The sequence below is a fragment of the Aeromicrobium erythreum genome (genome assembly GCF_001509405.1).
Lineage (GTDB): Bacteria > Actinomycetota > Actinomycetes > Propionibacteriales > Nocardioidaceae > Aeromicrobium > Aeromicrobium erythreum.
Genome location: NZ_CP011502.1, coordinates 1,990,582 through 2,013,111, shown reverse-complemented (window position 1 = coordinate 2,013,111; position 22,530 = coordinate 1,990,582). Strand labels below are relative to the sequence as shown.

Sequence of the window (22,530 nt, the reverse complement as noted above, 5' to 3'; positions counted from 1 at the left end):
CGCCTCGCTCCCTCGCCGCCCGACCCGCGCCGTGCGCCAGGCCGGTGCCGGCTGCAACAATGTCCGGCGGAGGGGAGTATTCCTTCGCTGCAGCGTCGTCATCACGGGGGTCCGCCTGACCCTCCGGTGCTGCGGGCCCGCGGTCCGCGGGCGGAAGAGACCTCCGGTACACGTCTGTCGACCGGAGGAACCTGAGTGAACGTCTCGACCCTGGAGTGGTCCATCACCGTCGGGGTGACCATCGCCATCATCCTGTTCGACGTGTTCGTCGTGGCGCGCAAGCCGCACGAGCCGTCGATGAAGGAGTGCGCCACCTACCTCGCCATCTACGTCGGGCTGGCGGTGGCCTTCGGCATCTGGACCTTCAGCTACCACGGCTCGCAGTACGGCGTGGAGTTCTTCGCCGGGTGGCTGACGGAGTACAGCCTGTCGATCGACAACCTGTTCATCTTCATCATCATCATGGCGAGCTTCAAGGTGCCGCGGAAGTACCAGCAGGAGGCCCTGCTGGTCGGCATCATCATCGCGCTGGTGTTCCGCGGGATCTTCATCGCCGTCGGTGCCGTGGCGATCAACAACTTCTCGTGGATCTTCTACCTGTTCGGCGCCTTCCTCATCTACACGGCGATCAACCTGATCCGCGACACCGACCACGACGACGACGGCGAGAACGCGGTCGTCCGGTTCGCCCGTCGTCGCTTCAACCTCACCGAGCAGTGGGACGGCCTCAAGCTCGTCGTGAAGGAGAACGGTCGCCGCGCGCTGACCCCGATGGCGCTCGTCATCATCGCGCTGGGCACCACCGACCTGCTGTTCGCGCTCGACTCGATCCCGGCGATCTACGGCCTCACCAAGGAGCCGTACCTGGTGTTCACGGCCAACGTGTTCGCGCTCATGGGTCTGCGTCAGCTCTACTTCCTGCTCGGCGACCTGCTCAAGCGTCTGGTGTTCCTGTCGCAGGGCCTCGCGGTGCTGCTCGCGTTCATCGGCGTCAAGCTGCTGCTCCACGCGCTGCACGAGAACGAGCTGCCGTTCATCAACGGCGGCGAGCACGTGAAGGTCCCCGAGATCCCGACGCTCGCCAGCCTCGGCGCGATCGTCGTCATCCTCGGCACGACGACCGTCGTCAGCCTCTGGTACTCCCGCCGGCACCCCGAGAAGGTCGACGACGACCACGGCGCGCCGAAGGAGTAGCGGTACCGCGGGCGCGTCCCGCGCGCGTCGAGGAGGAGGGTCCGGCTCAGGCCGGGCCCTCCTCCTGCACGTGGTAGCGGCGGACGTCGGCGTCGAGCACGTCGGGGAGCTCGACCTCCTCGTCGTCCGGCAGGGCACGGAAGGCGAGCAGCGCGACCTCGTCGCGCCAGTGCTCGTGGACGATGACGAGGCCGGGGTCGACGCTGTCGGCCGTCAGGGCGAAGGCGAGGCAGCCGTCGGTGCGGCGCGCCAGCTCCACGACGGGACGGCACGCGGCCACGTAGGCGTCGCGGTCGGCGGGCCCCACGCGGAGCCAGCCGGCCACGACGAGCGAGTGCGGGGAGTCAGTCACCGAGCTTCTCGACGTCGTCGAACTCGCTGTCCGCGCTGCCGGTGATCAGGTTGATCGCGTAGGTGATGGCCCAGAGCACGACGCCGATCAGCATGAGCACGCCCGCGATGACGTACACCTGACCGTCCCGCTCGACCCAGGGACCGGCGAGGAAGACGCACAGCACGGCGGCGACCGCAGGCAGGACCCCTGGGGACACGAAGTGGTTCGGCTTCGCGTCGCCGGGGTTGCGGCGCAGGATCAGGCACGCGACGTTGACCACCGCGAAGACGCAGAGCAGCAGGAACGCGGTGACGTTCGAGAGGTTCGCCACGACGTTGCTCTCGGCGTCGCGCGTGACGTAGAAGATCAGGCCGAGCGCGAGGAGCGTGCTGAACGCGACGGCCACCCAGGGCGTGCGGCGACCGGGCAGGACCGCTCCGAGCTGGCGGGGAAGCACGCCCTGCTTCGCCATGCCGTAGAGCAGCCGGCTCGCCATGAGCATGTTGATCAGGGCCGTGTTGGCCACCGCGAAGACGGCGAGGAACGGGAACACGCGGTCGATCGGGAAGTCGGGCGCTCCCTTGGAGACGACCTCCAGGAGCGCGCGGCCCTCGGAGTCGGAGATGTCCTTGAGCTCGGGTGCAGTGAGCACGGTGACGACGGAGACGGCCACCAGCATGTACAGCAGCACCGCGATGCCGAGGCCGGTCAGCATGGTCCGCGGGAAGATCCTGTTCGGCTCCTTGACCTCCTCGACCATGTTCACGGCGTCCTCGAACCCGACCATCGCGAAGAAGGCGATCGACGTCGCGGCGGTGACGGCCAGGAACAGGCCGCGGTCCTCGTAGTCGCGGAAGGTCACGACCTCCGACAGGTCGGCGCCGTTCTGCGTCATCGCGTAGAAGCCGACGCCGATCACGATGGAGAGCGCCGCCAGCTCGACGACGGTCAGGACCACGTTGAACTTCACGCTCTCGCCGACACCGCGCAGGTTGATGATCGCCAGCAGGATCATGAAGGCCATCGCGATGGCGACGATCGTCCCGCTGCTGGCCGGCCCGTCGGTCCAGCCGTTGACGTCGAGACCGCCGGTGAAGTTGTCGGCGAGGGTCTTGGCCGACGTCGACGCACTCGTGATGCCGGAGCAGACCACCGCGAACGCGATGAGGAAGGTCACGAAGTGGATGCCGAACGCCTTGTGCGCGTACAGCGCCGCACCGGCCGCCTGCGGGTACTTGGTGACGAGCTCGAGGTACGACAGCGCCGTCATCGAGGCCACGACGAACGCCAGCAGGAACGGCAGCCAGACGAGGCCGCCGACCTTGCCGGCCATCTGTCCTGTCACCGCGTAGATGCCGGCACCGAGGATGTCACCGACGATGAACAGGAGGAGGAGCTTCGGCCCCATGACCCTCCGGAGCTCCGTCGGCCCCTGGACTCCCGCGGTCTCGGTGGTCATGCGTCTCCCTCGCTCGTGGACGCACCGGGGCGTCCGCCCCGGCGCAGAGTTTGGGTGACACCTTGCTCCGCCTGCCTGTCAGATGCAACACCAGTAGTACCTTCGTTACGTGATCGACGTACGCGGACGGCTGACGTCCTGGGCCGGTTCGCTCGTCATGCGGCGGGTACGACGCAAGGGGATCGACCTCTCGCGCATCTCCTTCATCCCCGAGGCGACCAAGGTGCCGCTGCAGCGCCACGGCACCGACCCGGTGCCGCGGCTCGCCGAGATCCGCGGCCAGGAGCGTCTGCACAAGCTGTCGCTGCCGTTCTCGTTCAACGCCTACCTGGTGTCCGGGTACGACGAGACCCGCACCGTCCTGACCGACCGCGACAGCTACTCCAACGACATCCGCCACCTCTTCCACGGCGACGGTCCGGCCACCTCCGACGACATCGGCGGACTGGGCTTCACCGACCCTCCGCTGCACACGCGGCTGCGCAAGATCGTGACGCCCGAGTTCACGATGCGTCGGCTCGCCCGGCTCGGCCCTGCCGTCGAGCGGATCGTCGACGACGCGCTCGACGCCTTCGAGGCGTCGGGCTCGCCCGGGGACCTCGCGAAGCACCTCGCGTTCCCCGTCCCGTTCCAGACGATCTGCGAGCTGCTCGGTCTCGACTACGACGACCGCGAGGCGTTCGCCGCGCTCGGCAGCGCACGGTTCGACGCGACCAACGGTGCGGCAGCAGCGTTCGGCGCGGTGTCGGCCCAGCGCGAGTTCCTGTTCGACGCCGTCGCGCGGCAGCGTCGTGACCCGGGGCCGGGCCTGATCGGGCAGATCATCCGCGACGAGGGCGACGCCATCAGCGACGTCGACCTCGCCGGGCTCGCCGACGGCGTGTTCACGGGCGGCTTCGAGACCACCGCCGGCATGATCGCGCTCGGCACGATCGTCCTCATGCGCGAGGAGAAGCACGCCAACCTCGTGCGCAACGGGACGTCGCAGGACGTCGACCTCGTCGTGGAGGAGCTGCTGCGCTACCTCTCCGTCGTCCAGGTGGCGTTCCCGCGCTTCGCCAAGGAGGACATGACGCTGTTCGGCCAGCGCATCCGCAAGGGCGACGTGCTGCTCGCGTCGCTGAGCGGCGCGAACCGTGACGCCGCGGCCGCGGGGGAGAAGCCCGAGGACTTCGACCCTTTCCGGGTGCCGCGCAGCGGGCACCTCGCGTTCGGTCACGGCATCCACCGCTGCATCGGTGCCGAGCTCGCCCGGATGGAGCTGCGCACCGTGTTCCCGCGGCTGCTGCGCCGCTTCCCCGACCTCGCGCTGGCGGTGCCGGAGTCGGAGCTGTCGTTCCGTCAGCTGTCGTTCGTCTACGGCGTCGACGAGCTTCCCGTCACCTTCTGACCACGTCGGTCAGGTCTGCGACTCCTGGTCGGGGGAGTCCTCCGGCTGCGCGTCGCCGCACTGTCCGAGGGTCGTGGCCTGGTGGCGCTTGAAGTCCGGGGACGACTCGAACGCCTTGCGGTACTCGTCAGCCGGCAGCGCGGCGTAGTACTCGACGGCCTCGAGAAGCTCGTCGGCCCGCGGGTCGTCCGTCGCGTCGGCGAGGCGCCGCGCAGGGTCGAGCGCCGCCTGGAACCGCTCGATCGTCTCGGGGAAGTCGTTCTCGTTGAACGCGGCCACGCCCGAGCGCACCAGGCTGCACGTCTGGTCGAACGCCCGCTGGGCTGTCCCGTCGTCGCGCCCGCCCCCGGTGCAGCCGGCCGTCAGCGCCAGGACGGCGGCGGCGACGGCGGACGATCTCACGCTCGCAGCGTAGGCAGCCTCGCGCGGTTCCGCAGGTCAGCGGGCGCCGCGGCCCGGCTCGTCACCATCTGCGCAGTCACCAGCCGCGCTCGCGCCACTCCGGCAGGTGCGGGCGCTCGGCGCCCAGCGTCGTGTCGTTCCCGTGGCCGGGATAGACGTGCGTGTCGTCAGGGAAGCGGCCGAACAGCTTCGTCTCGACCTCTCCGATCAGGGTGGTGAAGTCCTCCGGTGACCACGTCTTGCCGACGCCACCGGGGAACAGGTCGTCGCCGACGAACAGGTGCACCACGCCGTCGGGGTCGTCGTAGGCGAGCACGATCGAGCCGGGCGTGTGGCCGACGACCTCGATCACCTCGAGCTCGCACGACCCGACCCGCACGCGCGCGCCGGTCGCGACGGTGCGGTCCGACGCGACCTCGATGCCCTCCGCGTCGCGCTCCCCGGCCACCGTCTCGGCACCGGTCGCCTCCTTCACGGCGGCGAGGGCGCCCCAGTGGTCGTGGTGACGGTGGGTGGTGACGATCCGCGCCAGTCCGGTGTCGCCCACGAGCTCGAGGAGCCGGTCGGGCTCGGCCGCGGCGTCGACGAGCACCTGCTCGCCAGTAAGCTCGCAGCGCAGCAGGTACGCGTTGTTGCTCATCTCGCCGACCGCCAGCTTCGTGATCCGCAGGTCGCCCGCGGACTGCACGTCGGCGGGACCGCCGACCTCGACCTCACCCGTGTACGTCATGATGCTGATCCTAGGCGGACGGGAGCGGCCCGGTCGGGGAGCAGGGGAGCGGACGATGAACGGTGCAGAGCTCGCAGGACGACTGATCGGCTTCGCCATCGTGCTGGCCGTGCCGATCGTGATGATCGTCGTCGGCCAGCGTCGCAAGCGGGAGAGCGCCGGTGAGCGGGGCGGCGTGCTGTTCGTGAGCGGCATCGTGCTGCTCGTCCTCGTGGTGCTGGGCATCCTGAGCTCCGCGGCACAGATGAGCACCGCCCCCTGAGGCGCGGCGCCGGGGCCGTGGGTGAGGTCACCGTCGCCCGAGGTGTTTCTGTCGGCGGTCGCGACTAGGGTCGAGCACGTATGCATACTCCTGTCTTCGTAGCCCTGGAGGGACGCTCGTGACGTCGGACCGCATCGTCGTGCGCGGCGCCCGCGAGCACAACCTCAAGGACGTCTCCCTCGACCTCCCGCGCGACGCCCTCATCGTCTTCACCGGCCTGTCCGGGTCGGGCAAGTCGTCGCTCGCCTTCGACACGATCTTCGCCGAGGGGCAGCGACGCTACGTCGAGTCGCTGTCGGCGTACGCGCGCCAGTTCCTCGGGCAGATGGACAAGCCCGACGTCGACTTCATCGAGGGTCTCTCGCCGGCCGTCTCGATCGACCAGAAGTCCACGTCGCGCAACCCGCGCTCCACGGTCGGCACGATCACCGAGGTCTACGACTACCTGCGTCTGCTGTTCGCGCGCGCCGGCCGGGCCCACTGCCCCGAGTGCGGCGAGCCGATCTCCCGCCAGACGCCCCAGCAGATCGTCGACCGCATCCTCGCGATGCCCGAGGGTGCCCGGTTCCAGGTGCTCGCGCCCGTCATCCGCGGTCGCAAGGGTGAGTACCTCGAGCTGTTCAAGCAGCTGCAGCAGCAGGGCTTCAGCCGGGCGCTCGTCGACGGCCAGGTGCACAACCTCGCCGACGAGCCGCCGAAGCTCGCCAAGCAGAAGAAGCACACGATCGACGTCGTCGTCGACCGGCTGCAGGTCAAGGAGTCGATGCAGCAGCGGCTCACGGAGTCCGTCGAGACGGCGCTCGGCATCGCCGACGGTCTCGTGCTCGCCGACTTCGTCGACCTCGACGACGACGACCCGAACCGCGTGCGTCGCTTCTCCGAGAAGCTCGCGTGCCCCAACGACCACCCCCTCGCCGTCGACGAGCTCGAACCGCGCTCGTTCTCCTTCAACGCCCCCTTCGGCGCGTGCCCCGAGTGCCACGGCCTCGGCACCCGGATGGAGGTCGACCCCGAGCTCGTCGTGCCCGACCCGACGAAGTCGATCAGCGACGGCGCCATCGCGCCCTGGAGCTACAACCAGGTCTCCGAGTACTTCCTGCGGATCACGCAGGCGCTCGCCCAGGAGATGGGCTTCTCCACCGACACCCCCTACGGGAAGCTGCCCAAGAAGGCGCAGGACGTGCTCATGCACGGCCACCCCGACAAGGTGCACGTCACCTACAAGAACCGGTACGGCCGGCAGCGGTCGTACTACACGGCGTTCGAGGGTGCCATCGCGTTCATCGAGCGTCGCTACGCCGAGACCGAGTCCGAGACCAACCGTGAGCGCCTCGAAGGCTTCATGCGCGAGGTGCCGTGCGGCGAGTGCGGCGGCAGCCGGCTCAAGCCCGTCATCCGCGCCGTCCTCATCAACCACCCCGAGCTCGGCCCCAAGAACATCGCCGAGGTCAGCAACCTCTCCATCGCCGAGGCGGCCGAGTACCTCAAGGGCCTCGAGATGACCGACCGCGAGCGCCAGATCGGCGAGCGCGTGCTCAAGGAGATCCACGAGCGGCTGCGGTTCCTGCTCGACGTCGGCCTCGACTACCTCAGCCTCGACCGCGCGGCGGGGTCGTTGTCCGGCGGCGAGGCGCAGCGCATCCGACTCGCCACCCAGATCGGGGCCGGTCTCGTCGGCGTCCTGTACGTCCTCGACGAGCCGTCGATCGGGCTGCACCAGCGCGACAACCACCGGCTCATCGAGACCCTCGTCCGACTGCGCGACATGGGCAACACGCTCATCGTCGTCGAGCACGACGAGGACACCATCAAGGCAGCCGACTGGGCCGTCGACATCGGACCCGGCGCCGGCGAGCACGGTGGCCAGGTCATCGTGTCCGGGCCGGTCAAGCAGCTGCTGAAGAGCAAGGACTCCGTCACCGGACAGTACCTCTCCGGGCGGCAGTCGATCCCGGTGCCCGAGGTCCGGCGTCCGCGCGAGAAGGGTCGCGAGATCACGATCCACGGCGCCCGCGAGAACAACCTGCGCGACATCGACGTCACGTTCCCGCTCGGCCAGCTGGTGGCGGTCACGGGCGTGTCGGGCTCGGGCAAGTCGACGCTCGTCAACGACATCCTCTACACGTCGCTCGCCCGTCAGATCTACGGCGCGCGCACCATCCCCGGACGGCACCGGACCATCAGCGGCGCCGACAACGTCGACAAGATCATCCACGTCGACCAGTCGCCGATCGGTCGGACCCCGCGGTCGAACCCCGCCACCTACACGGGTGTGTTCGACCACGTCCGCAAGCTGTTCGCGCAGACGCCCGAGGCGAAGATGCGCGGCTACCAGCAGGGTCGCTTCTCCTTCAACGTCAAGGGCGGTCGCTGCGAGGCGTGCTCCGGCGACGGCACGATCAAGATCGAGATGAACTTCCTGCCCGACGTGTACGTGCCGTGCGAGGTCTGCCACGGAGCGCGCTACAACCGCGAGACGCTCGAGGTGCGCTACAAGGGTCGCACCATCGCCGAGGTGCTCGACATGCCGATCGAGGAGGCCGTCGAGTTCTTCGAGGCCATCCCCGCGATCGCCCGTCACCTGCGCACGCTGGTCGACGTCGGGCTCGGCTACGTCCGCCTCGGCCAGAGCGCGCCGACGCTCTCCGGCGGCGAGGCGCAGCGCGTCAAGCTCGCGTCGGAGCTGCAGAAGCGCTCGACCGGCCGGACCCTCTACGTGCTCGACGAGCCGACGACGGGCCTGCACTTCGAGGACATCCGCAAGCTGCTGCTCGTCCTCGGCCGTCTCGTCGACTCCGGCAACTCGGTCGTCGTCATCGAGCACAACCTCGACGTCATCAAGACGGCCGACTGGCTCATCGACATGGGCCCCGAGGGCGGCTCCGGCGGCGGCACCCTCCTCGCCGAGGGCACCCCCGAGCACGTCGCCACCGTCGAGGCCTCCCACACCGGCCGCTTCCTCGCCCCCCTCCTCACCTGACCGGAGCGGAGATTCCCAGGTCGACCTGGGAATCTCCGCCGAGCACGGGAAACTCAGCGGCGCACGGAGAGGTTTCCGTGCGCCGCTGAGATCTCTACGCTTCGGTCACGCGATGTGGCGGCGACGGCGGCGATAGATGCGGTCGGACTGCTCGAGCTCGTGGGCGATGCGTCGCCCCGTGGCCCCTGCGTGCTTCGGCGTCACCTCCGAGAAGGTGGCACGAGAGACGCCGAAGTCACGGCGTCGGATGCGGTCCTCCCGGTGCTTCTCGCGCACGACGACGTCGCTCGCATCCTCACCCGGCCGAAGGTCGCGCCAGTACTTGCGCCGACCGTCGACCTCGCCGACGTGACGATGCTCCGGCCATCCGACGTCGGTCCAGGCGAAGACCTCCCCGCGATCGTCGGCGACAGGGAACTGCGTGACCGGTATCGGTAGTCCGGCCTCGAAGCACACCTGCCGGAGCAGCGACTCGGCCGCTGTGTGGGCTCCGGGGTCCGCCCGACGCACGACGAGTCGAGCCAGCCGTGACCCCTGCCATCCCCGGAAGCGTCCGGTGGCCTCCTGGAGCGCTGCGCGTTCGGCCAGGCCCAGGTGCAGCGCCGAGTCCATGACGACGAGCGCGCGCCGGACGTCCTGACCGCACGCCACCTGAAACGCAGCGTGGTCGGCTCGCACCGCGGGAAGACCAGAGAGAGTCTCGACGACCTCAACGCCGTCGAGCCTTCGATGGTGGTGCACTCCCGACTCCGACCGTGCCGAACCCGGATCGAGCCTCATCACGTGGACGACTTGCAGGTCGACCGCCCACGTGGCCATGCCGTGCGCGATTGCTGCACTGTGGTGCGACAATGCCATGCTCCCTGGCGCGAACTTCGCCAGCACACTGCGGGCGAGGAGCAGGTGACGCTGCTCCCGGTCGAGGGACGCGAGGAAGTGCGGGAGGGCGTAGGTCCCGACCCGGATTCGTGTCAACACACCTGCCATCAGGTGCGCCGCGATGCTCTGGTCGCTCCACCCCAGAGCGAGAAGGTCCGATCGGAGCACGAACCCTCCTCGTTCTCTCGCGGCGTGCTCGACCTCGTTCATGCCTCCGAGCCTGGCGTCTGCTCGGGGAAGTCGGAACGCCGCTTCTCAGCCCTGTGGACGACAGCGACCATCCGCTGAACCCGGTGTGGACGGCCGGCACGAAGCACGGGAATCTCAGCGAAGCACGGGGAGCAAGCCGTGCTTCGTTGAGATTCCCGTGCTCCGTCGCAGATTCCCAGGTCGACCTGGGAATCTCCGTCGAGGGTGTCGGTGGGGGCTCGTAGGGTGGGGGAGTGGCGGATCCAGCGACCTATCGGCCGGCTCCGGGGGAGATCCCCGTCGAGCCCGGGGTGTACCGGTTCCGGGACGCGCAGGGGAGGGTGATCTACGTCGGGAAGGCGAAGTCCCTCCGCGCCCGGCTCAACTCCTACTTCCAGGACGTCGCGGGCCTGCACGAGCGCACCGCGCGCATGGTCACCACGGCCGCGTCGGTCGACTGGACCGTGGTCACCACCGAGGTCGAGGCGCTGCAGCTCGAGTACACGTGGATCAAGGAGTTCGACCCGCGGTTCAACGTCAAGTACCGCGACGACAAGAGCTACCCGTGGCTCGCGGTCACGGTCGGCGAGGAGGTGCCGCGCGTGCAGGTCATGCGCGGTGCGCAGCGCAAGGGCGTGCGCTACTTCGGCCCCTACGGCCACGCCTGGGCCATCCGCGACACCGTCGACACGCTGCTGCGCGTTTTCCCGATGCGCTCCTGCTCCGCCGGCGTCTACCGACGAGCGCAGGGCATCGGGCGTCCCTGCCTCCTCGGCGACATCGGCAAGTGCGCCGCGCCGTGCGTCGGACGGGTCACGCCCGAGGAGCACCGCGACATCGTCGACGACTTCATGGCGTTCATGGGCGGGCAGACCTCCGGCTTCGTCAAGGGCATCGAACAGAAGATGCGCCACGCCGCGGAGCAGCAGGAGTACGAGCTGGCCGCGAAGTACCGCGACGACCTCGGGGCTCTCCGTCGGGCGCTCGAGAAGCAGACGGTCGTGCTCGGCGACGGCACCGACGCCGACGTGCTCGGCTTCGTCGACGACCCCCTCGAGGTGGCCGTGCAGATCTTCTCCGTCCGTGGCGGACGCATCCGCGGCCAGCGCGGGTGGGTCGCCGACAAGGCCGACGACGCCGACTTCCCCGAGCTCGTGCAGCGCGCCGTCATGACCCTGTACGAGAACACCACCACCGAGGCCATCCCGCGCCAGGTGCTCGTGCCCGAGCTGCCCGCCGACGTCGACGCCGTCACCGAGCTGCTCACCGAGCTGCGCGGCGGTCCGGTGCGGATCCGGGTGCCGCAGCGCGGCGACAAGAAGCGCCTGCTCGAGACCGTCGAGCAGAACGCGCAGCAGGTCATGGCCCGGCACAAGCTCAAGCGCGCCGGCGACCTCACCGCGCGGAGCAAGGCGCTCGAGGAGATCCAGGAGTACCTCGACCTGCCCACCGCGCCGCTGCGCATCGAGTGCTACGACGTGTCGAACCTGCAGGGCACCGAGATCGTCGCCTCCATGGTGGTCTTCGAGGACGGTCTGCCGCGCAAGGGCGAGTACCGCCGCTTCACCATCCGTCACGAGGGCCAGAGCGACGTCGCCGCCATGCACGAGGTCATCACCCGACGCTTCCAGCGGCTGCTGAAGGCGCGCAAGGAGGGCGACGAGGTGCCCGGCATCGACCCCGAGACCGGGCTGCCGCGCAAGTTCGCGTACGCGCCCGGGCTGGTCGTCGTCGACGGCGGCCCGCCGCAGGTCGCGGCGGCCCAGGCGGCCATGGACGAGCTCGGCATCACCGACGTCGCCCTGTGCGGGCTCGCGAAGCGGCTGGAGGAGGTGTGGGTGCCGCAGGACGTCGACCCCGTCATCTTCCCGCGCACCAGTGAGGCGCTCTACCTCCTGCAGCGCGTGCGCGACGAGGCGCACCGCTTCGCGATCACCCACCACCGGCAGCGTCGTGCGAAGGCCATGACCGGCAGCGCGCTCGACGACGTCCCGGGGCTCGGGCCGAGCCGGCGCAAGGCCCTCATGGCGGCGTTCGGGTCGGTCCGCAAGATCCGCGCCGCGAGCGTCGAGGAGGTGGCGGCCGTGCCCGGGTTCGGACGCGCTACGGCAGAATCCGTCGTGGCGGCACTCGCCGCCGACACGCCCGGGCCCACCGTCGACACCGCGACGGGGGAGATCGTGGAGGACCGATGACCCCGCTGACCACCTTCGTCGTCGTCACCGGCATGACCGGTGCGGGTCGCGGCACCGCCGCGAAGGCGCTCGAGAAGCTCGGCTACTACGTCATCGACAACCTGCCCGCCGCGATGATCGAGGAGGCCGTCGACGCCGTCCAGGGCGCCGACGTCCCGCGTCTGGCCGTCGTCGTCGACTCCCGCTCCGGTGCGTTCTTCGGTGGCCTCACCGACGCGCTCGAGTCGCTGCGCGAGCGCGGCATCCGGGCGCGCGTGCTCTACCTCGAGGCCGCCGACGAGGTCCTCGTCCGCCGTCAGGAGGCCGCGCGCCGACCGCACCCGCTCAGCATGGAGGGACGGCTGCTCGACGGCTTCAACCGCGAGCGCGAGCTGCTGCGCACGGTCCGCGGTCGCGCCGACATCGTCATCGACACGACGCGGCTCAACATCCACCACCTCGCCCGGCGGGTCCAGGCCGCGTTCGAGGAGCCCGGTGCCCTGGGGCTGCGGGCGTCGGTGATGTCGTTCGGCTTCAAGTACGGCATCCCCATCGACGCCGACATGGTCGCCGACATGCGCTTCCTGCCCAACCCGTACTGGGTCGAGGAGCTCCGGCCGATGAGCGGCCTCGACGCCCCGGTCAGCGAGTACGTGCTCAGCCAGCCGAAGGCCGAGGAGTTCCTCGACTCCTACGAGAACCTCGTCGACATGCTCACCGACGGGTTCCTGCACGAGGACAAGCGCTTCCTGACCATCGCGATCGGCTGCACCGGCGGACGTCACCGCAGCGTCGCCATGTCCGAGGCGTTCGCCGAGCGGCTGCGCGGCCACGGCGTGCGCACGCTCGTCGTCCACCGCGACCTGGGGCGCGAGTGACCACCCCGCCGACGGCACCTCCCGGCGGCGTCCGGGTCGTCGCCCTCGGCGGCGGGCACGGGCTGGCCGCGAGCCTGTCCGCGCTGCGTCTGCTCGACACCCAGCTCACCGGCATCGTCACCGTCGCCGACAACGGCGGCTCTTCCGGCCGGCTGCGCGAGGAGCTCGGGGTGCTGCCGCCCGGCGACCTGCGGATGGCGCTCGCCGCCCTGTGCGCCGACGACCAGTGGGGCCGGCAGTGGGCCACGGTCCTGCAGCACCGCTTCAGTAGCGACGGCCCGCTCGACCAGCACGCCGTCGGCAACCTGCTCATCGCGGCGATCTGGGGGATCCTCGACGACCACGTCGCCGGGCTCGACCTCGTCGGCGACCTCCTCGGCGCGCGGGGCCGGGTGCTCCCCATGGCCGCCGTCCCGTTGCACATCGAGGCGGACGTGCACCTGCGCGCAGACCCCGACCGGCTCACCGTGGTGCGCGGCCAGGCGCAGGTCGCGTCCGTCGACGGGCAGGTGGTGAGCGTCCGGCTCGACCCGGAGGACCCGCCGGCGTGTCCCGAGGCCGTCGAGGCCGTGGAGGCGGCCGACTGGGTCGTCGTCGGCCCCGGCTCGTGGTTCACCTCGGTCATGCCGAACCTGCTGGTGCCGCAGCTGCGCGACGCGCTCGAGCGCACGTCGGCGCGCCGCGCGCTCGTGCTCAACCTCAGCGAGCAGGAGGGCGAGACCGAGGGGCTCTCGCCGACCGACCACCTCGAGGTGCTCGCCGCGCACGCCCCCGACCTACGGCTCGACGTCGTCCTCGCCGACCACTCGCTCGTCGACGACGCAGGCGTGCTCGAGCGGGCCGCGCAGTCGCTCGGCGCACGCGTCGTGGCGGCCGACGTCGCGGTCGCCCGGGGCGCCGACCAGCACGACCCCGCCCGGCTGGCCCGGGCCTTCGAAGGGTTCTTGCGCGCGGGCATACAGTGAGGGTCTGACTGCACGCGACGACGTTGGAGGACGCCCGCATGGCCATGACGGCTCAGGTCAAGTCGGAGCTCGCGAGCACCACGGTGACGAAGGCGTGCTGCCGCAAGGCGGAGGTCGCCTCGATGCTGCGCTTCGCCGGCGGTCTGCACATCGTGGCGGGTCGCATCGTGGTGGAGGCCGAGCTCGACACCGGCGCCGTCGCGCGGCGTCTGCGCCGCGACATCCAGGAGGTCTACGGGCACGCGAGCGAGATCCTCGTCGTCCAGGGCACCAATCTGCGCAAGGGCACGCACTACGTGGTGCGGGTGGCCAAGGACGGTGAGGCGCTCGCCCGCCAGACCGGCCTCATCGACGCGAGCGGTCGCCCCGTCCGCGGGCTGCCGCCGCAGATCGTCTCCGGTGCGTCGTGCGACTCCGTCGCCGCCTGGCGCGGCACGTTCCTCGCGCACGGCTCGCTCACCGAGCCCGGCCGCTCGTCGGCGCTCGAGGTGAGCTGCCCCGGTCCCGAGGCGGCGCTGGCGCTCGTGGGCGCCGCGCGCCGGCTCGGCATCAGCGCCAAGGCGCGTGAGGTGCGCGGTGGCGACCGCGTCGTCATCCGCGACGGCGAGGCCATCGGTGCGCTCCTGACCCGCCTCGGGGCGCACGAGACGCTGCTGGCGTGGGAGGAGCGCCGCATGCGCCGCGAAGTGCGTGCCACCGCCAACCGGCTCGCGAACTTCGACGACGCCAACCTGCGTCGCTCGGCCCGCGCGGCGGTCGCTGCCGGAGCCCGGGCACAGCGCGCGCTGGAGATCCTCGGCGAGGACGTCCCGGACCACCTGCGGATGGCCGGCGACCTGCGCGTCGAGCACCGGCAGGCCAGCCTCGAGGAGCTCGGTGCCCTGCACGAGCCCCCGCTCACGAAGGACGCGATCGCGGGTCGTATCCGCCGCCTCCTGGCCATGGCCGACAAGCGCGCGTCCGACCTCGGCATCCCCGACACCGAGGCGAGCGTCAACGAGGATGCGCTCCCCGAGGCCTGACGCCGACGCCGTCGCGGCCCGTCTGCGCGCCGCCGGGTGCGTGTTCGCCGACGACGAGGCGCGTCTGCTGCTCGCCGAGCACGAGGCGGGCCGTCCGCTCCACGACATGGTCGCTCGACGGGTCGCCGGCGAGCCGCTCGAGCAGGTGCTCGGCTGGGCCGAGCTCGACGGCGTGCGCGTACGGCTGCGGCCGGGCGTCTTCGTGCCGCGGCGCCGCTCCGCCGCCCTCGTCCACGCGGCCCTCGAGGTCGTCGACCGCGAGGCCCGCGCCGTGGTCGTCGACCTGTGCTGCGGGTCGGGGGCCCTGGGGCTCGCGGTCTCCCGCTCGGTGCCCCACCTCGAGCTGCACGCGGCCGACGTCGACCCGACGGCCTGTGCTTGTGCCCGCGACAACCTCGACGGCGTCGGCGAGGTCCACCAGGGAGACCTGCTCGACGCGCTGCCCGCCGACCTGGCCGGGCGTGTGGACCTGCTGCTCGTGAACGCGCCCTACGTTCCGACGGCAGACCTCGTCACGCTGCCGCGCGAGGCCCGCGACCACGAGTCCGCGACCGCGCTCGACGGTGGCGCCGACGGCGTGGTGCTGCACCGGCGCGTCGCAGCAGACGCCGGGGCCTGGGTCCGCCGCGGAGGACGGGTGCTGGTCGAGACCTCCAGGCGCCAGGCGCCGCTCACCGTCGCCGGCTTCGCCCCGGCCGACTGGCACGTCGACGTGCTCACCGACGACGACCTCGGCGCGACCGTGGTGCGGGCGACTCGCCGGTAGCCGACGCGACTCGATAGGCTGGCGCCCACCACACCCCGACCCCAGTAGGAGCAGGTTTCACCGTGACCGTTCGCGTGGGCATCAACGGCTTCGGCCGCATCGGCCGCAACTTCTTCCGGGCGGCCCGTGCCGCCGGGACCGACATCGAGATCGTCGCCGTCAACGACCTGACGGACAACAAGACGCTCGCGACGCTCCTCAAGTACGACTCGATCCTGGGCCGCCTCGACGCCGACGTGTCCTACGACGACACGTCGATCACCGTCGGCGACCAGAAGATCGCCGCGTTCGCCGAGCGCGACCCCGCGAAGCTCGACTGGGCCTCGGTCGGCGTCGACATCGTCGTCGAGTCCACCGGCTTCTTCACCGACGCCACCAAGGCGAAGGCGCACGTCGACGGCGGCGCCAAGAAGGTCATCATCTCCGCCCCGGCGAAGAACGAGGACATCACCATCGTCATGGGCGTCAACCACGACCTCTACGACGGTGCGCAGCACACGGTCATCTCCAACGCCTCCTGCACCACCAACTGCCTCGCCCCGATGGCCAAGGCGCTCAACGACGCCCTCGGCATCGAGCAGGGCCTCATGACGACGATCCACGCGTACACGCAGGACCAGAACCTGCAGGACGCGCCGCACAGCGACCTGCGTCGCGCCCGCGCCGCCGCGCTCAACATCGTGCCCACCTCCACGGGTGCCGCGAAGGCCGTCAGCCTCGTGCTCCCCGAGCTCAAGGGCAAGCTCGACGGCTACGCGCTGCGCGTGCCGGTGCCCACCGGCTCGGCTACCGACCTCACCTTCACCGCGTCGCGCGAGACGTCGGTCGAGGAGGTCAACGAGATCCTGAAGACGGCCTCCGAGGGCGCGCTCAAGGGCTTCCTCACCTACACCGAGGACCCGATCGTCTCCTCCGACATCGTCACCGACCCGTCGTCGTGCATCTTCGACTCGGGCCTGACGAAGGTCATCGGCGACCAGGTCAAGGTCGTCGGCTGGTACGACAACGAGTGGGGCTACTCCAACCGCCTCGTCGACCTCGTCAAGCACGTCGGCGCCTCTCTCTGACGTGGCGGCCCAGACGATCGACGACCTGCTCGCGAGCCGCGGGGGAGACCTCAGCGGCACGCGGGTGCTGGTCCGCAGCGACCTGAACGTGCCGCTGGACGGCAGCACGATCACCGACGACGGCCGCGTGCGCGCCAGCGTCCCGACCATCCAGAAGCTCGCCGGTGCCGGTGCGCGCGTGCTCGTCACCGCGCACCTCGGCCGGCCGAAGGGTGCGCCGGACCCCGCCTACTCGCTGGAGCCCGTGGCCGAGCGCCTCGCCGAGTTGCTCGGCACGCCCGTGCTGTTCGCCAACGACACCGTCGGCACCGAGGCGCAGCGGATCACCGCGGCGCTGCAGGACGGCCAGGTGGCCGTGCTCGAGAACGTCCGCTTCAACGAGGGCGAGACGAGCAAGGACGACGCCGTCCGCGGCGCGTTCGCCGACGAGCTCGCGGCGCTGGCCGACGTGTTCGTCTCCGACGGGTTCGGGGTCGTGCACCGCAAGCAGGCCAGCGTCTACGACGTCGCCACGCGGCTCCCGGCCGTGGTCGGCGGTCTCGTGCAGGCCGAGGTGGAGGTGCTGGAGCGGCTCACCGAGTCGCCCGAGCGCCCCTACGTCGTCGTGCTGGGCGGGTCGAAGGTCTCCGACAAGCTGGGCGTCATCGACAACCTGATCGAGAAGGCCGACAGCCTGCTCATCGGCGGCGGCATGGTCTTCACGTTCCTCAAGGCGCAGGGCCACGACGTCGGCTCCTCGCTGCTCGAGGCCGACCAGCTCGACGTCGCCCGCGAGTACGTCGAGCGCGCTGCCGCGCGGGGCGTCGACCTCGTGCTCCCGACCGACGTCGTCGTCGCGCCGGAGTTCTCGGCCGACGCCCCGGCCACGGTCGTCGCCGCCGACGCGATGCCCGACGACCAGATGGGCCTCGACATCGGCCCGGAGAGCGCCGAGCGCTTCGCCGAGGTCGTGCGCGGCGCGCGCACCGTCTTCTGGAACGGCCCCATGGGCGTGTTCGAGTTCGAGGCGTTCGCGGCCGGCACGAAGGCCGTCGCGCAGGCGCTCACCGAGGTCGACGGACTGTCGGTCGTCGGCGGGGGCGACTCCGCCGCGGCGGTGCGCCAGCTCGGCTTCACCGACGACCAGTTCGGCCACATCTCCACCGGGGGCGGCGCGAGCCTCGAGTACCTCGAGGGCAAGACCCTGCCCGGCCTGCAGATCCTCGAGAAGGAGTCCTGATGGCACGCACCCCTCTCATGGCGGGCAACTGGAAGTCCAACCTCAACCACCAGGAGGCCGTCGTCCTGGTGCAGAAGCTGGCCTGGACCCTGCAGGACAAGAAGCACGACGCCGCCCGGTCCGAGGTCGTCGTCATCCCGCCCTTCACCGACATCCGCAGCGTGCAGACGCTCGTCGACGGCGATCGGCTGCCCATCCGCTACGGCGCGCAGGACGTGTCCGAGCACGACGGCGGGGCGTACACCGGCGAGGTCACGGCAGCGATGCTCGCCAAGCTCGGCTGCTCCTACGTCGTCGTCGGCCACTCCGAGCGTCGTGAGTACCACGGCGAGACCGACGCGGTGGTGAACGCCAAGGCCACGCGGGCCCTGGCCGCCGACATCACGCCGATCGTCTGCGTGGGCGAGGGGCTGGAGGTCCGCCAGGCCGGCGACCACGTCGCGTACACGCTCGACCAGCTCGACGGCTCGCTCGCCGGGCTGACGCCCGAGCAGGTCGCGGGCCTCGTCGTCGCCTACGAGCCCGTCTGGGCCATCGGCACCGGCGAGGTGGCCACGCCCGAGGACGCGCAGGAGGTGTGTGCGGCCATCCGGTCCCGGATCGCCGAGACCTGCTCTTCCGAGGCGGCGCAGGCGGTGCGTATCCTGTACGGCGGATCGGTGAAGGCGGCCAACATCGCCGCGATCATGGCCAAGTCCGACGTGGACGGCGCCCTGGTCGGCGGTGCGAGCCTCCAGGCGGAGGAGTTCGCCGCCATCGCCCGGTTCTACGACATGCCGGCCCTGCCCTCCTGATGGAAGACCTGAACCTGTGATCATCCTGTTGTCGTCCGTGCTGACGATCTCGAGCCTGCTCATGATCGTCCTGATCCTCATGCACAAGGGACGCGGAGGCGGTCTGTCCGACATGTTCGGCGGCGGCATCTCCAGCTCCCTCGGTGGCTCGTCCGTGGCCGAGCGCAACCTCGACCGCATCACCGTCGGCATCGCCGTCGTGTGGACGGTCTCGGTCATCCTGCTGGGCCTCCTGCTGAAGGTGAGCAACTGACATGGCGGCGGGAGCGATCCGCGGCAGCCGCATCGGCTCGGGGCCCATGGGCGAGGCCGAGCGTGGCGAGGCCGCGCCGCGCAAGGCGGTCACCTACTTCTGCGCCAACGACCACCAGACGGCGCTGAACTTCGCGCTCGAGGCGGAGCCGCCGGAGTCGTGGGACTGCCCGCGCTGCGGCCTCCCGGCCAGCCACGACGCCGAGAACCGTCCGACGGCCCCGAAGACGGAGCCCTACAAGACGCACCTGGCCTACGTGAAGGAGCGTCGCAGCGAGGACGAGGCGCAGGTGATCCTCACCGAGGCGCTCGACTCGCTCCGGTCGCGTCGCAAGTCCGGCGAGATCATCTTCTGACCGTCCCCGCGGTCCGGAACACCATCGCCCTCCACGCCGAGCGTGGAGGGCGGTGTCGTTCCCGCAGCGGGGGTGGTGCTCGGCGTCAGAGCCGGCCGGCGGCGTCCTCGTCGAGGAACCAGAGCGTCTCGTCGCGACCGTGCGCGCCGCGTGCCGGGGTCTCCTCCAGGGAGCCGTCGGCGGCGAGCGCCCGGGCCACCGCGTCGGCCTTGCCGTCGCCGGAGACGAGGAACCAGGTGGCGCGCGTGTGGTTGAGCGCCGGGAAGGTCAGGCTCGTGCGCTCCGGCGGGGGCTTGGGGGAGTCGAAGACCTCCACGCAACGACGCTCCTGCTCGTGCACCTGGGCGAAGCCCGGGAACAGCGACGCGACGTGCCCGTCGGGTCCGACGCCGAGCAGCACGACGTCGAAGGGTTCGTCGGGCAGGGACGCGCCGTACCCGTCGGCCGCCTCGGCCATCGACGTCGAGCAGCCGTGCGCCGGCATGCTGTGCACCTGCGACGCCGGGACAGACAGCCGGTCGAGGAAGCTGTCGCGCGCCTGGCGGTCGTTGCGGTCCTCGTGCCCCTCCGGGACGAAGCGCTCGTCGCCGAACCAGTAGACGACGTCGGACCAGTCGGCGGCCTCGGCGTCGAGCCGCTCGTAGATCGCGATGGCGATCGTGCCGCCGGTGAGCACCACGTGCGGCGTGCGTCCCTCGGCCTGGACGGCTGCGACACGCTCGGCGAGCGCGGCGGCCACGGCCGCCGCGAGGGCGTCGGCGCCGGTATGGACGAGGGTGCGGGCGGCGGGGGCGTCGGGCATCAGGACTCCAGGAGGTGGGTGAGGGTCTCGTGGTAGACGTCGTCGGCGTCGAGGCGGCGCAGGTCCTCGGCGAGCAGCTCTGCCAGCGTGCGCGGGCCGAGCGGGACGTGCCGCGGCGCGGCGCCCGGGATCGAGAACAGACAGGTCTCGGCGTCGATGCGCTCGATGGTGACGTCGCCGGCGTCGGTCTCCAGCACGACGCGGGCGATCTGCTCGCCCTCGCTGCGCCGCTCGGTGATCGGCACCCGCAGCCGCGACTGCAGCCACGCGGTCAGCAGACGCGCCGCCGGGTTGCCCGACCCCGCCTCGACGCTGCCGCGGTGCACGGTGCCCGTGGCCTGGTCGAGGGCGGCGGCCAGCAGGGCACGCCACGGCGTGAGGCGCGTCCACGACAGGTCGGTGTCGCCCGGGCTGTAGTGCCGCGCCGTCGCCTTGAGCGTCCGGACCGGGGAGTCCGACGCCTCGGCGTCGGTGAGCCGGCGCTGCGCGAGCCGGCCGATCGGGTCCTGCGACGGGTTCGTCGGCGGCTTGCCCGGCCACCACACCACGACGGGGGAGTCGGGCAGCAGCAGGGGGAGCACGACCGACTCCGCGTGCTTGGTGAGCGGTCCGGAGAGCCGCAGCAGGATGGACTCGCCGGCGGCGTTCTCGCCCACCCGCACCGTCGCGTCGACCCGCGGGTGACCGCGACCGTCGCCGAGCACGATGCCGATCACGCGCGACGGGTGCTCGCGCGAGAGCGCCGCCGCCGTGCGCAGCGACTCGCCGACCGTCTCGTCGTCGGTGACGACGAGCGCCGTCAGCACCATGTCCATGGCGGGGCTGCCGGAGTCGACCCGGGCCCGGACGAGGGCGCGGGCGATCTGCGGCGACGTCGTGTTCTCGAGGTTGATCTGCATCAGGGACGCCTCCAGGTGCGACCGTCGCGCTCCATCATGGCGTCGGCGGTGGGCGGACCCCACGTGCCCGACGTGTAGGTGTCGATGCTCTTCTCCCGCTGCCAGTGCGCAATGACCGGGTCGAGGATCTTCCAGGAGAGCTCGACCTCCTCCTGCTGCGGGAAGAGCGGCGGGTCGCCTAGGAGCACGTCGAGGATGAGCCGCTCGTACGCCTCCGGGCTGCTCTCGACGAACGCCCCGCCGTAGGCGAAGTCCATGAGCACGTCGCGGATCTCCATCGTCGTGCCAGGGACCTTCGCGCCGAAGCGCAGCGTGACGCCCTCGTCGGGCTGGATCCGCATGACCAGCGCGTTGCGGCCCAGCTCCTCGATGTCGTTCTTGCTGAACGGCTGGTGCGGCGCCGCCTTGAAGACCACGGCCACCTCGGTGACGCGCCGACCCAGCCGCTTGCCGGTGCGCAGGTAGAACGGCACGCCCGCCCACCGCCGCGTGGCGATGTCGATCTTGATGGCCGCGTACGTCTCGGTGCGCGAGCCCTCCGGGATGCCCTGCTCCTCGAGGTAGCCGACCACGTGCTCGCCGCCCGCCCAGCCGGCGGTGTACTGGGCCTGCGCCGTGTGCTGGGCCATCGGGGTGGCGGGCCGCGCGTTCGCGAGGATCTTCTGCTTCTCCAGCCGCAGGCTCTCGGCGTTGAAGGAGACCGGCTCCTCCATCGCGATGAGCGCCATCAGCTGCAGCAGGTGGTTCTGGATCACGTCGCGCGCCGCGCCGATGCCGTCGTAGTAGCCCGCGCGGGTGCCGATGCCGATGTCCTCGGCCATGGTGATCTGGACGTGGTCGACGTAGTGGCTGTTCCACAGCGGCTCGAACATGCCGTTGGCGAAGCGCAGCGCCAGGATGTTCTGGACCGTCTCCTTGCCGAGGTAGTGGTCGATGCGGAACACGCTCTCGCGAGGGAAGACCTCCGAGACGAGCGTGTTGAGCTCCCGGGCCGACGCGAGGTCGTGCCCGAAGGGCTTCTCGATGACGACGCGGCGCCAGCCGCCGGACTGGTCGGCGAGCCCGTGCTCCTTGATCTTGCCGACGACCACGGGGAACAGGCCGGGCGGGATCGACAGATAGAAGGCGTGGTTGCCGCCCGTGCCCTGCTGCTCGTCGAGCTCGGCCATCGTCGCGGCCAGCTGCAGCCACGCGGCGTCGTCGTCGAAGGACCCCGGCACGAACCGGATGCCCGCCTCGAGCTGCGTCCAGACGGTCTCGCGCCAGGGCGTGCGTGCGCCGGCCTGCGCGGCGGCCTTCAGCATCTCCGAGAACGACTGGTCGCCGAAGTCCTGCCGGGCGAAGCCGACGAGCGCGAAGCCCGGCGGGAGCAGGCCGCGGTTGGCGAGGTCGTAGATGGCCGGGATCAGCTTCTTGCGCGCCAGGTCGCCCGTGACGCCGAACATGACCACGCTGCACGGGCCCGCGATGCGCGGCAGGCGCCGGTCGCGGACGTCGCGCAGCGGGTTGCTCTGCAT

22 protein-coding genes are annotated in these 22,530 nt (G+C 70.8%); 14 read left to right on the top strand and 8 right to left on the bottom strand.

Annotated elements, in window-relative coordinates; genetic code table 11:
• The first annotated feature begins 195 nt into the window (after nt 1-195).
• Nucleotides 196-1,194: a TerC family protein gene (locus tag Aeryth_RS09495; protein WP_067857741.1), complete on the top strand. Its 999-nt coding sequence runs from the start codon at nt 196-198 to the stop codon at nt 1,192-1,194.
• Nucleotides 1,195-1,240: 46 nt separating this feature from the next.
• Here the strand turns inward: Aeryth_RS09495 and Aeryth_RS09490 are convergent, their stop codons facing one another.
• Together Aeryth_RS09490 and Aeryth_RS09485 are read right to left on the bottom strand one after the other, a co-directional pair.
• Nucleotides 1,241-1,546 carry a putative quinol monooxygenase gene (locus tag Aeryth_RS09490; protein ID WP_067857738.1) on the bottom strand — a complete coding sequence of 102 codons (306 nt, stop codon included), beginning with the start codon at nt 1,544-1,546 and terminating at the stop codon, nt 1,241-1,243.
• On the bottom strand, nt 1,539-2,987 hold the full coding sequence (locus tag Aeryth_RS09485) for an APC family permease (protein WP_067857735.1): 1,449 nt from the start codon (nt 2,985-2,987) through the stop codon (nt 1,539-1,541). The genes Aeryth_RS09490 and Aeryth_RS09485 overlap by 8 nt, the downstream gene beginning before the upstream one ends.
• Nucleotides 2,988-3,096: 109 nt before the next feature.
• Between Aeryth_RS09485 and Aeryth_RS09480 the strand changes: the two genes are divergently transcribed.
• Complete coding sequence (locus Aeryth_RS09480; protein WP_236749706.1) at nt 3,097-4,377, top strand: cytochrome P450; 1,281 nt, start codon at nt 3,097-3,099, stop codon at nt 4,375-4,377.
• Nucleotides 4,378-4,386: 9 nt separating this feature from the next.
• On the opposite strand, the gene Aeryth_RS09475 is transcribed toward Aeryth_RS09480, so the two are convergent.
• Together Aeryth_RS09475 and Aeryth_RS09470 are read right to left on the bottom strand one after the other, a co-directional pair.
• Nucleotides 4,387-4,779: a hypothetical protein gene (locus tag Aeryth_RS09475; RefSeq protein ID WP_067857732.1), complete on the bottom strand. Its 393-nt coding sequence runs from the start codon at nt 4,777-4,779 to the stop codon at nt 4,387-4,389.
• A gap of 76 nt (nt 4,780-4,855) precedes the next feature.
• Entirely contained in the window at nt 4,856-5,509 is a 654-nt protein-coding gene (locus tag Aeryth_RS09470; protein ID WP_067857729.1) for an MBL fold metallo-hydrolase, read from the bottom strand.
• 55 nt (nt 5,510-5,564) lie between these two features.
• Between Aeryth_RS09470 and Aeryth_RS09465 the strand changes: the two genes are divergently transcribed.
• A complete protein-coding gene (locus Aeryth_RS09465; protein ID WP_067857726.1) occupies nt 5,565-5,771 on the top strand; it encodes a hypothetical protein in 207 nt (68 codons plus the stop codon).
• A 118-nt stretch (nt 5,772-5,889) separates the two neighbouring features.
• The gene (gene uvrA, locus Aeryth_RS09460) at nt 5,890-8,751 is read left to right on the top strand and encodes an excinuclease ABC subunit UvrA (protein WP_067857723.1); all 2,862 of its coding nucleotides are present in this window, start codon (nt 5,890-5,892) and stop codon (nt 8,749-8,751) included.
• 105 nt (nt 8,752-8,856) lie between these two features.
• Here uvrA and Aeryth_RS09455 read toward each other — a convergent pair whose 3' ends face one another.
• Nucleotides 8,857-9,840: a type IV toxin-antitoxin system AbiEi family antitoxin domain-containing protein gene (locus Aeryth_RS09455; RefSeq protein ID WP_144433740.1), complete on the bottom strand. Its 984-nt coding sequence runs from the start codon at nt 9,838-9,840 to the stop codon at nt 8,857-8,859.
• A 233-nt stretch (nt 9,841-10,073) separates the two neighbouring features.
• Between Aeryth_RS09455 and uvrC the strand changes: the two genes are divergently transcribed.
• From uvrC to Aeryth_RS09405, 10 genes are all read left to right on the top strand, one after another.
• Entirely contained in the window at nt 10,074-12,014 is a 1,941-nt protein-coding gene (uvrC, locus tag Aeryth_RS09450; RefSeq protein WP_067857716.1) for an excinuclease ABC subunit UvrC, read from the top strand.
• Nucleotides 12,011-12,871 (top strand): RNase adapter RapZ, encoded by an 861-nt coding sequence (gene rapZ / locus Aeryth_RS09445; RefSeq protein ID WP_067857711.1) that lies wholly within the window; start codon nt 12,011-12,013, stop codon nt 12,869-12,871. Before uvrC ends, rapZ begins: the two co-directional genes overlap by 4 nt.
• On the top strand, nt 12,868-13,836 hold the full coding sequence (locus Aeryth_RS09440) for a gluconeogenesis factor YvcK family protein (protein WP_067857705.1): 969 nt from the start codon (nt 12,868-12,870) through the stop codon (nt 13,834-13,836). Before rapZ ends, Aeryth_RS09440 begins: the two co-directional genes overlap by 4 nt.
• Nucleotides 13,837-13,874: 38 nt before the next feature.
• Nucleotides 13,875-14,858, top strand: coding sequence for a DNA-binding protein WhiA (gene whiA / locus Aeryth_RS09435; RefSeq protein WP_067857702.1), 984 nt, complete (start codon nt 13,875-13,877; stop codon nt 14,856-14,858).
• Complete coding sequence (locus Aeryth_RS09430) at nt 14,839-15,624, top strand: putative protein N(5)-glutamine methyltransferase (protein WP_067857699.1); 786 nt, start codon at nt 14,839-14,841, stop codon at nt 15,622-15,624. The genes whiA and Aeryth_RS09430 overlap by 20 nt, the downstream gene beginning before the upstream one ends.
• Nucleotides 15,625-15,686: 62 nt before the next feature.
• The gene (gene gap / locus Aeryth_RS09425; RefSeq protein WP_067857696.1) at nt 15,687-16,691 is read left to right on the top strand and encodes a type I glyceraldehyde-3-phosphate dehydrogenase; all 1,005 of its coding nucleotides are present in this window, start codon (nt 15,687-15,689) and stop codon (nt 16,689-16,691) included.
• A 1-nt stretch (nt 16,692) separates the two neighbouring features.
• On the top strand, nt 16,693-17,910 hold the full coding sequence (locus tag Aeryth_RS09420) for a phosphoglycerate kinase (protein ID WP_067857693.1): 1,218 nt from the start codon (nt 16,693-16,695) through the stop codon (nt 17,908-17,910).
• Nucleotides 17,910-18,704: a triose-phosphate isomerase gene (gene tpiA, locus Aeryth_RS09415; protein WP_067857689.1), complete on the top strand. Its 795-nt coding sequence runs from the start codon at nt 17,910-17,912 to the stop codon at nt 18,702-18,704. The genes Aeryth_RS09420 and tpiA overlap by 1 nt, the downstream gene beginning before the upstream one ends.
• Nucleotides 18,705-18,720: 16 nt before the next feature.
• On the top strand, nt 18,721-18,957 hold the full coding sequence (gene secG, locus Aeryth_RS09410; RefSeq protein ID WP_067857686.1) for a preprotein translocase subunit SecG: 237 nt from the start codon (nt 18,721-18,723) through the stop codon (nt 18,955-18,957).
• Between the two features lies 1 nt (nt 18,958).
• Nucleotides 18,959-19,312: an RNA polymerase-binding protein RbpA gene (locus Aeryth_RS09405; protein WP_067857684.1), complete on the top strand. Its 354-nt coding sequence runs from the start codon at nt 18,959-18,961 to the stop codon at nt 19,310-19,312.
• A gap of 85 nt (nt 19,313-19,397) precedes the next feature.
• Here Aeryth_RS09405 and pgl read toward each other — a convergent pair whose 3' ends face one another.
• Genes pgl through zwf form a run of 3 tightly spaced genes read right to left on the bottom strand, consistent with a single transcriptional unit; the run spans nt 19,398 to nt 22,530 of the window.
• Nucleotides 19,398-20,114, bottom strand: a complete 717-nt coding sequence (pgl, locus tag Aeryth_RS09400; protein ID WP_067857681.1) for a 6-phosphogluconolactonase — start codon at nt 20,112-20,114, stop codon at nt 19,398-19,400.
• Complete coding sequence (locus Aeryth_RS09395; protein WP_067857678.1) at nt 20,114-21,013, bottom strand: glucose-6-phosphate dehydrogenase assembly protein OpcA; 900 nt, start codon at nt 21,011-21,013, stop codon at nt 20,114-20,116. Before Aeryth_RS09395 ends, pgl begins: the two co-directional genes overlap by 1 nt.
• Complete coding sequence (zwf, locus tag Aeryth_RS09390; protein WP_067861559.1) at nt 21,013-22,530, bottom strand: glucose-6-phosphate dehydrogenase; 1,518 nt, start codon at nt 22,528-22,530, stop codon at nt 21,013-21,015. The genes Aeryth_RS09395 and zwf overlap by 1 nt, the downstream gene beginning before the upstream one ends.

Coding starts and splice junctions, on each gene's coding strand:
- tpiA (WP_067857689.1), top strand. CDS start 17,910: ATGGCACGCACCCCTCTCATGGCGGGCAACTGGAAGTCCAACCTCAAC.
- Aeryth_RS09395 (WP_067857678.1), bottom strand. CDS start 21,013: ATGCAGATCAACCTCGAGAACACGACGTCGCCGCAGATCGCCCGCGCC.
- Aeryth_RS09470 (WP_067857729.1), bottom strand. CDS start 5,509: ATGACGTACACGGGTGAGGTCGAGGTCGGCGGTCCCGCCGACGTGCAG.
- Aeryth_RS09465 (WP_067857726.1), top strand. CDS start 5,565: ATGAACGGTGCAGAGCTCGCAGGACGACTGATCGGCTTCGCCATCGTG.
- zwf (WP_067861559.1), bottom strand. CDS start 22,530: ATGCAGAGCAACCCGCTGCGCGACGTCCGCGACCGGCGCCTGCCGCGC.
- Aeryth_RS09485 (WP_067857735.1), bottom strand. CDS start 2,987: ATGACCACCGAGACCGCGGGAGTCCAGGGGCCGACGGAGCTCCGGAGG.
- whiA (WP_067857702.1), top strand. CDS start 13,875: ATGGCCATGACGGCTCAGGTCAAGTCGGAGCTCGCGAGCACCACGGTG.
- Aeryth_RS09455 (WP_144433740.1), bottom strand. CDS start 9,840: ATGAACGAGGTCGAGCACGCCGCGAGAGAACGAGGAGGGTTCGTGCTC.
- Aeryth_RS09430 (WP_067857699.1), top strand. CDS start 14,839: ATGCGCTCCCCGAGGCCTGACGCCGACGCCGTCGCGGCCCGTCTGCGC.
- pgl (WP_067857681.1), bottom strand. CDS start 20,114: ATGCCCGACGCCCCCGCCGCCCGCACCCTCGTCCATACCGGCGCCGAC.
- rapZ (WP_067857711.1), top strand. CDS start 12,011: ATGACCCCGCTGACCACCTTCGTCGTCGTCACCGGCATGACCGGTGCG.
- Aeryth_RS09405 (WP_067857684.1), top strand. CDS start 18,959: ATGGCGGCGGGAGCGATCCGCGGCAGCCGCATCGGCTCGGGGCCCATG.